General features: G+C 70.7%; 11 protein-coding genes. 5 read left to right on the top strand and 6 right to left on the bottom strand.

The window, feature by feature from the left end; all coding sequences use genetic code 11:
* Window positions 1–467, bottom strand: a 467-nt coding sequence (locus B8460_RS06710; protein WP_048860809.1) for a hypothetical protein, incomplete at its 3' end; no start/stop codon positions are given.
* Window positions 468–669: 202 nt separating this feature from the next.
* Between B8460_RS06710 and B8460_RS06705 the strand changes: the two genes are divergently transcribed.
* From B8460_RS06705 to B8460_RS06685, 5 genes are all read left to right on the top strand, one after another.
* Window positions 670–1,548: an AraC family transcriptional regulator gene (locus B8460_RS06705; protein WP_048860808.1), complete on the top strand. Its 879-nt coding sequence runs from the start codon at window positions 670–672 to the stop codon at window positions 1,546–1,548.
* A gap of 117 nt (window positions 1,549–1,665) precedes the next feature.
* On the top strand, window positions 1,666–2,568 hold the full coding sequence (locus tag B8460_RS06700; protein WP_148360416.1) for an alpha/beta hydrolase: 903 nt from the start codon (window positions 1,666–1,668) through the stop codon (window positions 2,566–2,568).
* Between the two features lie 14 nt (window positions 2,569–2,582).
* Window positions 2,583–4,214: a flavin-containing monooxygenase gene (locus tag B8460_RS06695; protein WP_048860806.1), complete on the top strand. Its 1,632-nt coding sequence runs from the start codon at window positions 2,583–2,585 to the stop codon at window positions 4,212–4,214.
* Window positions 4,215–4,276: 62 nt separating this feature from the next.
* On the top strand, window positions 4,277–4,711 hold the full coding sequence (locus B8460_RS06690; protein ID WP_199445571.1) for a hypothetical protein: 435 nt from the start codon (window positions 4,277–4,279) through the stop codon (window positions 4,709–4,711).
* A 4-nt stretch (window positions 4,712–4,715) separates the two neighbouring features.
* Window positions 4,716–5,510: an MIP/aquaporin family protein gene (locus B8460_RS06685; protein WP_199445570.1), complete on the top strand. Its 795-nt coding sequence runs from the start codon at window positions 4,716–4,718 to the stop codon at window positions 5,508–5,510.
* Between the two features lie 40 nt (window positions 5,511–5,550).
* Here the strand turns inward: B8460_RS06685 and B8460_RS06680 are convergent, their stop codons facing one another.
* The 5 genes from B8460_RS06680 to B8460_RS21710 form a co-directional block, all read right to left on the bottom strand.
* Complete coding sequence (locus B8460_RS06680) at window positions 5,551–6,291, bottom strand: SDR family oxidoreductase (protein ID WP_048860805.1); 741 nt, start codon at window positions 6,289–6,291, stop codon at window positions 5,551–5,553.
* Window positions 6,288–6,614, bottom strand: a complete 327-nt coding sequence (locus B8460_RS06675) for an EthD family reductase (protein WP_048860804.1) — start codon at window positions 6,612–6,614, stop codon at window positions 6,288–6,290. Before B8460_RS06675 ends, B8460_RS06680 begins: the two co-directional genes overlap by 4 nt.
* A 128-nt stretch (window positions 6,615–6,742) precedes the next feature.
* Window positions 6,743–9,112 carry a xanthine dehydrogenase family protein molybdopterin-binding subunit gene (locus tag B8460_RS06670; RefSeq protein WP_048860803.1) on the bottom strand — a complete coding sequence of 790 codons (2,370 nt, stop codon included), beginning with the start codon at window positions 9,110–9,112 and terminating at the stop codon, window positions 6,743–6,745.
* A complete protein-coding gene (locus B8460_RS06665) occupies window positions 9,109–10,398 on the bottom strand; it encodes an MFS transporter (protein ID WP_048860802.1) in 1,290 nt (429 codons plus the stop codon). The genes B8460_RS06670 and B8460_RS06665 overlap by 4 nt, the downstream gene beginning before the upstream one ends.
* On the bottom strand, window positions 10,395–11,189 hold a 795-nt coding region (locus tag B8460_RS21710), incomplete at its 5' end, for a hypothetical protein (RefSeq protein ID WP_048860801.1). The genes B8460_RS21710 and B8460_RS06665, both read right to left, overlap by 4 nt.

Raw genomic sequence — 11,189 nt, 5'->3', positions numbered from 1 at the left:
TAGAGGCCCGGCCCCGCCCGCAGTTCGAACAGCGTCGCCCCGAGGGCGAGGGCGAGGAAATCCGCCGCCGCGTCCACCTCGGCCCGCTGCCAGCCGGGAAGGCCGCAGGTGAGCGCCCAATGGATGCGGTGGGCCGGCGCGTCGCCATGGACGGCGCGCACGAGGCGGGCCGCATACTCGGCCGGCGTGTCCGACGCGCACGGGGCCGTCGTGTCGATGAGCGCGCGCAGCGACGTGCAGACAAGGGCCACGGCAAGATCGACCGTGGTGCTGACCAGCGCCGCCGCCACCCGGCGCGGCACGCCGGCGTGAACGGCGACGCGCGCCAGCGGCACGGCGATGCCGTGATCGGGGATGAGCGTGCGGGCCGAGGCCAGCAGCATCTCCATCTGCTCCGCCCGCAGCCGCGCCGCCCGGTCTTCCCGCCGTTTTTGCCGTTCCAGGCGGTCGATGTCGTCGTAATGCATGTTCGCGTTATGTTCCGTAAGGCGCCGACGAGGCAACGAAAAACGTCGTCGTCGTGGCCTGGGCGCGGCCTGGGCGCGGCGCGGCGGCGGCCGCGCCGGGCGACGGCGCTTAATTTTCGGTGGCAAACATACTACCCTGGGACGCACGTCGTGCAGGGGAAACGGCCCGCCAGAGGTCCGTGCCGTCGCAGGGGGACACGCAATGGCCGTGCTGGTGCCGCCGGATCTGATTCCGCACTGGATACCGGGCGAGAAGGTCGTGGACAGCGCGCATCTCGGCTGGGACGGGCTGACGCTCAAGGGATACCGCTATCCGGATCAGGAATCGCGCATTCCGCTGATGCGCGACTACATGATCGTGATCTACGAGGGGCCGCGCGCGACCATGCAGCGCAGCAGCGGCGGCCCGTGGCAGAGCGGCATCGTCGAACGGGGCGTGATCTCGCTGCTGACGCGGGCCGAGCAGTCGGTCTGGCGCTGGGACGGGCCGATCCACGTCAAGCATATCTATGTCACGCACGAGACGATCGAGCGCACGGCGAATCAGGTGTTCGACCGGGCGTTCGACCGCGTGCGCATCGAGGACCGGGTGCGGGCGGAGGACACGGTCATCCCGCTGCATCTGCACGCGCTGGAGCGCGAGCTGGATGGGACCGGCCTGGGCGAGCGGCTGTATGTCGATGCGATCCGCACGCAGCTCGCGATCCATCTCCTGCGTCACTACGCGGACGTGGCGTTCCGGGAGCATAGGCCGGGCGCGTTCAGCCCGGGGCTGCGGCGCGCGATCATCGACTACATCGAGGCCAACCTCGCGCAGACCATCACGCTCGATGACCTGGCGGCGCTGGCCGGGCTGAGCAGCTATCATTTCGCGCGCCGGTTCAAGGCCGAGTTCGGCATGGCGCCGCACAGCCATGTCGTCGCGCGGCGCGTCGAACGGGCGGAGCGTCTGCTGAAGGACGGCCGCATGCCGTTGAAGCTGGTCGCCGCCGAATGCGGCTTCACCGACCAGAGCCATCTGAGCCGCGTGTTCCGCCGCGTGCGCGGCGTCACGCCCAACGCGGCGCGCAACGGCGCCTGACGGTCGCGGCGGAGCCGTGCCGCAGGAACGTCCAACGCAGCCGCGCAAGCCGGTCCAATACCGGCGGGTATCATGCCGCTAGCCTCCCATCCGGGAACAACCAGGGGAGGACGCCACGTGAACACGAGCCGGCAAGCCGACTATCTGCGCGCGCTGTATCAAGATTGGAGCGACCGCATGGCGGCCGATCCGAACCTGTCGATCGCCAATCTGCGCAGCATGTTCGACGAATGGGGGCAGGCGGCGCTGGAGCCGGAGGGCGTTTGTTACCGCAGCGATCATCTCGGCGGGATCGAGACGATCTGGGCGCTGCCGGTGGGCGCGGATACGTCGCGCGTCATCCTGTACACGCATGGCGGCGGCTTCGCGGTGGGTTCCGCCGACAGTCACCGCAAGCTTGCCGGGCATCTGGCGAAGGCGCTCGGCGTCACGGCGGCCGTGCTGCATTACCGGCGCGCGCCCGAGCATCCGTTCCCGGCGCAGATCGAGGATGCCGTCGCGGCGTACAAGGCGCTGCTGGATAAGGGCTTCGCGGCCGCGAAGATCTCGACAGCGGGCGACAGCGCGGGCGGCAATCTCGCGGTCGCGGTGGTGCTCAAGCTGCGCGACCTGCGGCTGCCGCTGCCGGGCAGCGTGATCGCCTTCTCGCCCTGGCTCGACATGGCGCTGCGCGGTGCCACGCTGGAGAGCAACGCGGCGACGGATGCGCTGGTCAGCCGCGGCATTCTCGAGGCGATGGCCGGCATGTTCCTCGGCGGCCGCGCGGACGCGCGCGATCCGCTGGCGAACCCGCTGGAGAACGACTTCAAGGGCTTTCCGCCACTCTATATCGCCGCCGGCGGGGCGGAGACGCTGTTGAGCGATTCCGAGGCGCTGCATGCCAGGGCGACGGCGCAGGGCGTGCGCAGCGTGCTGTCGGTGGTGCCCGGCATGCAGCACGTCTTCACCTCGCTCGCCGGCCGCGCGCCGGAGGCGGATGACGAGCTGCGCCGCATCGCCGCCTGGTACAAAAACCTCTGATCAGGGAGCACGCCATGAACGACTTCAACGAGGCGTCCGGCAGGAATGGCGGCCGCACGGATGCCGATTTCGATGCCATCGTCATCGGCGCCGGCTTTGGCGGCATCTACATGCTGCACAAGCTGCGCAACGAGCTCGGCCTGCGCGTGCGCGGGTTCGAAAAGGGTGGCGGCGTCGGCGGCACCTGGTATTTCAACCGCTATCCGGGTGCCAAGTCCGACACCGAGGGATTCGTCTATCGCTATTCCTTCGACCGCGACCTGTTGCAGGAATGGGACTGGACGACGCGGTATCTCGACCAGCCTGACGTCGAGAAATACCTCAACCACGTCGTCGACCGCTTCGACCTGCGCCGCGACATCCAGCTCAATACCGAGGTGACGGGCGCGGTGTTCGACGAGGCGGGCAACCTCTGGCAGGTGCGCACCAGCCGTGGCGAGGCGTTCACCAGCCGCTATCTGGTGACGGCGCTGGGGCTGCTCGCGAAGACCAACATGCCCGACATTCCCGGGCGCGACAGCTTCGCCGGCACGCTGGTGCACACCAATGCGTGGCCGCACGATCTCGACATCACCGGCAAGCGGGTGGGCGTGATCGGCACCGGCTCCACCGGCACGCAGTTCATCGTCGCCGCCGCGAAGATGGCCGGGCATCTGACCGTGTTCCAGCGTTCGCCGCAGTACTGCGTGCCGTCCGGCAACGGCCCGGTCGCGGCGGATGAGGTCGCCGCGGTCAAGCGCGACTTCGACGCGATCTGGCAGCAGGTGCGCGGATCGGTGGTCGGCTTCGGTTTCCAGGAAAGCGGCGTCGCGGCAATGAGCGTGTCGGAGGAGGAGCGGCAGCGCGTGTTCCAGGAGAACTGGGACAAGGGTAACGGCTTCCGCTTCATGTTCGGCACGTTCTGCGACATCGCCACCGACCCGGAGGCGAACGCGGCGGCGGCGGCGTTCATCCGCTCGAAGATCCGCGAAATCGTCCACGACCCGGAGACGGCGCGCAAGCTGACGCCGTCCGGCCTGTATGCCAAGCGGCCGCTGTGCAATGAGGGATATTACGAGACGTTCAACCGCGACAACGTGACGCTGGTGGCATTGGAAGAGACGCCGATCGAGACGATCACGCCGGCCGGGGTACGCACGGCGGACGGGATGGAGCACGCGCTCGACGTGCTGGTGTTCGCGACGGGGTTCGACGCGGTGGACGGCAATTACCGGTCGATGGATCTGCGCGGGCGCGGCGGGCGGCACATCGACGAATGGTGGGACGCGGGTCCGCGCAGCTATCTCGGCCTGTCGGCGCACGGGTTTCCGAACATGTTCATGATCCTCGGACCGAACGGCCCGTTCACCAACCTGCCGCCGAGCATCGAATCGCAGGTGGAATGGATCACCGACGCGATCGGCCATGCCGAACAATCGGGGGCGGCGACGCTGGAGCCATCGCGCGAGGCGGAGGAGGGGTGGACGCGCACCTGCGAGGAGATCGCGGCGATGACGCTGTTTCCCAAGGTGGACTCGTGGATCTTCGGCGCCAACATCCCCGGCAAGAAGAACAAGGTGATGTTCTACATGGCCGGCATCGGCGCCTATCGCCAACAGCTCGACGCCGTGCGGACGGAGGGGTATCGCGGGTTCCTGTTCAACTGAGGCGACGTGCCCGCCCCGGGGCGGGGCGGGCATGGCTTCGGGTGGGCGGCGGGCATACCCCGGTGTGGACAGCGGAGGGCAACGCGCCGAACCTTGATGCGCGCCGTATCCTCGGCACATCGCGCAAGGAGCGGACGATGAAGGTGAAATGGCTCGACCAGCCGCAGAAGCATGACTATCCGGCGGCGAAATCCTATCTGAGCCTGACATTGGACGAGGCGACGGCGGAGGCGGCGGTGCGCGAGATGGAGCGCGCCGAGATGCGTGCCTTCGCGGCCAAGGACATCTTCCGCGCCTCGGGCCTGCCGCTGCTCGGGCCGACCGACAGCCACGTGGACAGCGACAGGGTCCGTATCATCCGCAAGGAAAGCCTGTCACCCGTGCTGCTGTACCGCGACGATCGTCGCGGGCGGCTGGTCATCGCGGACGGCTATCACCGGATGTGCGCCGTCTACACGTTCGACGAGGATGCCATGATTCCCTGCAAGATCGTCTGATCGCATGACCGAGGGGGAACGCGGCGCGGCGCGGCCGGCCGGATTGCCTGCCGAACAGCGGATGATGCGCGGCGCCGCCGCGCCGGACTTCCTGGCACCGGTCCATGAGTGGCGGCGGCTGTTCTCCGAGGCGTGGGGCACGTTCCTGCTGGTGGTGGTCGCCGCCGGCGCGGGGGTCGTGGGCGCGCGCAGCGGCGGGGCGGTCACGCTCGCCATGCAGGTCACGGCGCCGGGCCTGATGGTGATGGCGGTCATCTACTTCATGGGCGCGGTCGGGGGCGCGCATCTCAATCCGGCGGTGACGCTGGCCTTCGCGGTGCGGCGGAACTTCCCGTGGGGGCGCGTGCCCGGCTACATCGCGGCGCAGATCGCGGGCGGGGTCGCGGCGGCGGGGTTTCTGCGCGCGATGTTCGGCACGCCGGGATTCCTGGGCGCGACCGTGCCGGGCCCGGCGGTGAGCGATGTCAGCGCGCTGATCATGGAGGTGCTGCTGACGACGGGGCTGGTCAGCACCATCCTGGGCACCGCGTCGGGCGCGCGCAACATCGGCTCCAACGGCGCGCTCGCGGTCGGCGGCTACATCGTGCTGGCGGGGCTGTGGGCGGCGCCGATCAGCGGCGCGTCGATGAACCCGGTGCGGTCATTCGCGCCCGATCTGCTGCGTGGCGACCTGTCCACGACGTGGATCTATGTCGTGGGTCCGCTGGTCGGCGCGATGATCGCCGTGGGATTCGAATGGATTCTCAAAAGGCGGCCCGACCGCCGCCGGGTCGCTCGCGGCGCAGGGGGAGGCGGGTGAGGGGTAGGGACGTGCCCGCCGCGCGAGGGGCGGGCAGGCGTCATTGCAAATACAGGCCGCCGTCCACGAAGATGACGCGGCCCTGCAGCATCTGCGCGCCGGGGCTGGCGAGGAAGTCGATGACCGACACGATGTCGGCGATTTCCAGGCCGCGTCCACTCGGGTTGGCCTTTGCCGCCGCGGCGAGCCGCTGTTCGGCGGCGCCGTCGGGGAACATCGATCGGAAGGCCTCGGTATCGACCGGACCCGCGGCGATGACGTTCGCCCGGATGCCGCGCGGCGCCAGTTCGACGGCGAGATAGCGGAACAGCGATTCCGTGAACGCCTTGGGCGCGCCGACGGCGGCATAGTTGGGCACGGCGTGCGTCGCCCCCTTGCTCGATATGCCGAGGACGGTGGACCCGCGCTTCAGCAGGGGCAGGCATTCGCGGACGATGTCGATCACCGACAGGGTGCTGACCTGCACCGCGCGGTTCCAGTCCGCCATCGAAACGTCGAGCGCCTTGCCCTGCACGGTTCCGAGCGCGCAGTGGAATATCAGGTCGAGGTGATCGACCGTCGATGCGATCATCCCGGCCATGCGCGCGACCTCGGCCGATGCGCCGATATCGGCCTTGATCAGATGTCCGGTGCCGCCCGCGTCATTGACCGCCGCGAGGGCGACGCGGCCGGCCGCGTCGTCGTGGGCATAGTTGAGAAAGACATGACCGCCGCGCGCGGCGAAATGCTCGGCGGTCGCGCGGCCGATCCCCTTGGTCCCGCCAGTGATCAGGACATTCATGCGCCGGACCCGGGCTCGACCGCGCTCACCTCGTAGCCGATCATGGTCACCCGGTCGCCGGCGAAGGCGACGAAATCGTCGTGCGAGGCGATGCCTTCCGGCGTCTGCAGCGCCTTGGTCATCGCGTCCTTGGAGTCCCACTCCATCTGCGCGATGAGGTAGTAGTTGTCGTTGTTCGTCAGCTTGTCGAGGCCGGTCTTGCTGACCGAAAGCGTGCGCGTGTTCGGGATCTTCGCGGCGAGCGGCAGGTGGACGTTGTAATAATGCTTGTCGAAGGCGGCGGTGTCGGCGGGCTGATGATACATGACGAGCAGGCGATACATGATGGGCGTCCTCCATGTTGCGCGGTCTGTTTTCAGACTCGCCGGCGTGCCGCGACGGGGCGGTATCAGACGATACCGCCCGGGGCGACACGCTTCAAGGACGTGACCGCGCGCGTCCGCGCCGCGGCCTATGCGGCCGCCGCCTGCAACGCCTCCCACACGCGCGCGGGCGTCGCGGGCATGTCGATATGCGCGATGCCGCGTTCGCGCAGCGCGTCCACCAGGGCGTTCATCACGGCGGGCAGCGAGCCCGCGCAGCCGGCCTCGCCGCAGCCCTTGGCGCCGAGCAGGTTGGTGCGCGCGGGGACCGGGTGGCTGTCGAGGGCGAAGCTCGGGGCGCTGGTCGCGCGCGGCAGGGCGTAGTCCATGTAGGAGCCGGTCACGAGCTGGCCGTCGCCGTCATAGACCATCGCCTCGCCGAGCGCCTGGCCGATGCCCTGCACGATGCCGCCATGCGCCTGGCCCGCGACGATCAGCGGGTTGACCACCACGCCGAAATCGTTGACCGCGGTGTAGCGCACGACGAACACCTCGCCGGTGTCGGGATCGACCTCCACCTCGGCCACGTGGCAGCCGTTGGGGAAGGCGGAGGGCGCGCCCTTGTGGACGTGGCGCACGTCGAGGCTCGCTTCCAGGCCGTCGGGCAGATCCGCGCCCTCGCGCAGCCGGTCGGCAAGGTCCATGATGCCGATGCGCCGGTCGGTGCCGACGATGCGGAAGGCGCCGCCGTCGGTGTCGTCCACCGCGAACTCGATATCCGCCTCGGCCGCTTCCAGCAGGTGGGCGGCGAGGCGGCGGCCGCGTTCGATCACCAGATCGGCGGCCTCGCTGATCGCCGCCCCGCTCGCCATCAGCGACTTCGACCCGCCGGTGCCGCCGCCGGCGATCAGCTCGTCGCTGTCGCCCTGCAGCAGGGTGATGCGCTCGAACGGGATGCCGAGGCGGGAGGCGAGGATCTGTGCGAACGGCGAGGCGTGGCCCTGGCCGTAGTCGAGCGTGCCGGTGATGATGGTCACGCGGCCGTCATCCTCGAAGCGGATGCCGCCCATCTCGTTCATCGGCGGCGCGGTGATTTCCAGGAACTGGCCGATGCCGCGCCCGCGCAGGCGCCCGCGCGCGCGGCTCTCTGCGCGGCGGGCCGCAAAGCCGTCCCAGTCGGCGGCGGCGAGCGCGTGGTCGAGCACGGCGGGGAAGTCGCCGCTGTCGTAGTCGAGGTTGGACGGCGCGCGGTAGGGCATCGCCTCGGGCGTGATGTGGTTGCGCCGGCGCAGCTCCACGCGGTCGATGCCCATCTCCGCCGCCGCGGTGTCGATCAGGCGTTCGATGTAGTAGTTGCCCTCCGGCCGGCCGGCGCCGCGATAGGGGCCGACGGGCGTGGTGTTGGTGACGATGCAGCGCGTCGCCACGTCGATCGCGGGTGTCGCATAGACGCCGACCATGTTCTTGGCCGAGTTGATCGTCGCCGGCAGCACGGCGGCGAAGCCCATATAGGCGCCGACATTGCCGACGCCGGTGAGGCGCCAGGCGAGGAAATGCCCGTCCGCGTCGAGCGCGAGTTCGGCCAGCATCTCGTGGTCGCGGCCGTGATTGTCGGATAAAAAGCTCTCCGACCGCTCGTCGGTCCAGCGCACGGGGCGGCCGAGGGCGCGGGCGGCGTGCAGCAGGGGCACGTATTCGGGATAGGCGCCGGCCTTCATGCCGAAGCTGCCGCCGACATTGCCGGTGAGGATGCGCATGCGCTCCACCGGCACGCCCATCACCTGCGCCATCAGGCCGCGCAGGCCGAACACGCCCTGACTGCCGACGCGCAGGACGTAGCGTTCGCCATCGGGTTCAAACGACGCGATGGCGGCGCGCGGCTCCATGGCGCAGACGGCGACGCGGCTGTTGCGGATCGACAGGCGGGTGACGTGGGCCGCGCGGGCGAAGGCCGCGTCGGTCGCCGCCGTGTCGCCGAAATGATAGTCGAACGCGACGTTGCCGGGCAGCGCGTCGTGGAGCTGCGGCGCGCCGGGGGCGGCGGCGTCGGAGGCCAGCGTGACGGCGGGCAGCGGGTCGATGTCGGGGGCGATCGCCTCCGCCGCGTCGCGCGCCTGTGCCGCCGTCTCGGCCACCACGACGGCGACGGGCTCGCCCACGAAGCGGACACGCCCGCGCGCGAGCGGCGGCTGGCGCAGCGGCGTCATGTCCGAGCCGTCGCGGTTCTTGAACGACATCGTCACCGGCAGGTCGTTGATGCCGGCGGCATCGAGGTCGGCGACCGTGACGACGGCGAGCACGCCCGGCATGGCGCGCGCGGCGTCCGTGTCGATGCCGCGCAGGATGCCGTGCGCGATCCGGCTGCGCACCATGACGGCGTGGACCTCGCCCGGCACGTGCTGGTCGTCGGTGTAGCGGCCCTGACCGCGCAGCAGGGTCGGGTCTTCCTTGCGCGGCACGGGCTGGCCGACGGCGAAGCGGGACAGGGCGAGCGAGGTCGCGTCCACGGGTGCGTTCATGGGGGCGCTGCTCCTTGCGGCTGCGTCTTTGGATGCGGGGGGACGGGCGGCGGGGGGGATGGTGTCCCCGCAACCATGGGGACGGCGGGCGCGGTCGGCAACCCGTCCGGCGGCGTCACGACGACGACGGCGCCGCGCGGCTCGCGCCACGAGACGGCGGCGATCGCCATGACGATCAGTTGCACGGCAACCGTCAGCGCGGCGCAGCCGGGCCAGCCGAACCGGTGCCACAGGAAGCCCGGCAGGATGCCGCCAAGGCTGCCGCCGACGTAGTAGCTGGTCACGTACAGCCCGACCGCGGTCGATTTCGCCCGCCGTGCCGCCGCCGCGATGAAGCCGAGCGACAGCGCCTGTTCGACGAACACCGCGCCCGCGAGCACGCCGAGGCCGGCCACGATGACGAACAGGTTGGGCGCGAGCGTCAGCGCCATGCCCGCGCAACCCAGCAGGGCGGCAAGCGCGCAGGTGCCGCGCCTGCCGATGACTACCGCGAGCCGCGTCGCGACCGGCGTGGTCACGAGGCCGAGCAGATAGACCACGAACACCGCGCCGAGGGCCGCCGGCCCGAGGCTGTAGGGCGGGGCGGCGAGCATGAAGTTGCCGTAGGTGAAGGCGGCGACGATCGAGAACAGCACCGCGAAGCCGACCGCGAAGGTGCCGACCAGCCGCCGGTTGCCCAGATGCTCGCCGAACGAGGCGACGGAGGAGCGCAGGCCGCGCACCGGCGTGAAGCGCCGCTCGCCCGGCAGCACGAAGGCGAGCAGGGCGGCGCCGATCACCGTCAGCCCCGCGAGCACGAGGAACGACGCACGCCAGCCCGCGTGCTCGGCGACGTTCCCCGCGATCAGCCGGCCGAGGAAGCCGCCGCTGATCGAGCCCATGGAATACAGGCCGGTGAGGCGGATCGCATCCGCGCCCGACACCTCGTCGCCGATATAGGCGACGGTGACGGCGAAGATGAAGGGCAGCAGCAGCCCCTGCAGGAAGCGCCACACGACGAGCGAGGCGAGCGTGGGGGCGAGGCCCGCCATCAGCGTCGGCACCACCAGGGCGGCGGCGGCGGCGACGATCAGCCGCTTGCGGCCCAGCATGTCGGAGACGGAGCCGACGAACGGGGCGACCCCCGCGACCGCGATCAGGCTCGCGGTGATGGTCCAGCCGGTCGCGGGCAGGGTGACGTGAAACTCGCTCGCGATCAGCGGCAGCACCGCCTGCACGGAATAGAGGTTGAGGAAGGTCGTCACCCCGGCGGCGACGACGCCGATGCTGCGCGCGTGGCGGATCATGCGGGGTCCGGCGCGGCGGGCGTGGCGGGCATCGGACGCGGCGTGAAGTCGCGCCGCATGGCGAGGAAGGCCGCGGCCGCGACGGCGACCGTCGCGACGGCGCAGAGCGCGCCGTAGCCGGCCCGCTGCGTGATCAGGCCGCCGATGGCGACGCCGACCGTGCCCGCCGCCGCGGTCGCCGCGTTGAGCAGCCCCACGCCCTCGCCCCGTCGCGCGGGATTGAGGGTGACGGCGAGGGTGTTGGCCGCGACCGCCAGCAGCGGCCACGTAAGCTGCATCACCGCGAAGGCCGCCATCACCACCCAGGCGGCCCAGACGCGTCCGGCCAGCGCCGCGCCGGTCATGGTCGCGAGGATGACGATGCGCAGGCCGAGGCCGGTGCGCAGCACGGTGGCGGCCGAGCGTCGTGCCTCCCACCGGGCGGCGATGCGGTAGAGCGGCAGGCTGAGCCCGAGGCCGCCGGCATAGGCGATGGAGGGCAGCACCGCCGGCATGGCGTATTCGCGCACCATGGCGACGGCCAGCAGCACCGACACGGCGGTGGTCGCCGACAGCGACAGCACCCACAGGGCGAGGAACGGAGCGAGGCCGTCATCGGAGGCGCCGCGCGCCTCCTGCCACATGGCGCGCAGCGCGGCGCCGCCCGACAGGTGGAAATGCCGCCGCGTGGCCGCCGTCTCGCCACCCATCACCGGGCGGGTCGGCGACAGGCGCCGCCGCGCGTCCGGGGTCGGGGGCACGCCCGGCGGATGCGCCGCCGGGTGCGGGGCGGTGCGCCCGCCGAGCGCCGC

It is taken from the genome of Acidisphaera rubrifaciens HS-AP3 (assembly GCF_000964365.1).
In the GTDB taxonomy this organism is placed as follows: Bacteria; Pseudomonadota; Alphaproteobacteria; order Acetobacterales; family Acetobacteraceae; genus Acidisphaera; species Acidisphaera rubrifaciens.
Note: the sequence above shows the minus strand (reverse complement) of the source record. Positions and strands in the feature narration are given on the sequence as shown.

Bases quoted from the DNA above. Each gene is read 5' to 3' on its own strand.
- B8460_RS06705 (WP_048860808.1), top strand. From the start codon at position 670: ATGGCCGTGCTGGTGCCGCCGGATCTGATTCCGCACTGGATACCGGGC.
- B8460_RS06695 (WP_048860806.1), top strand. From the start codon at position 2,583: ATGAACGACTTCAACGAGGCGTCCGGCAGGAATGGCGGCCGCACGGAT.
- B8460_RS06685 (WP_199445570.1), top strand. From the start codon at position 4,716: ATGACCGAGGGGGAACGCGGCGCGGCGCGGCCGGCCGGATTGCCTGCC.
- B8460_RS06680 (WP_048860805.1), bottom strand. From the start codon at position 6,291: ATGAATGTCCTGATCACTGGCGGGACCAAGGGGATCGGCCGCGCGACC.
- B8460_RS06675 (WP_048860804.1), bottom strand. From the start codon at position 6,614: ATGTATCGCCTGCTCGTCATGTATCATCAGCCCGCCGACACCGCCGCC.
- B8460_RS06670 (WP_048860803.1), bottom strand. From the start codon at position 9,112: ATGAACGCACCCGTGGACGCGACCTCGCTCGCCCTGTCCCGCTTCGCC.
- B8460_RS06665 (WP_048860802.1), bottom strand. From the start codon at position 10,398: ATGATCCGCCACGCGCGCAGCATCGGCGTCGTCGCCGCCGGGGTGACG.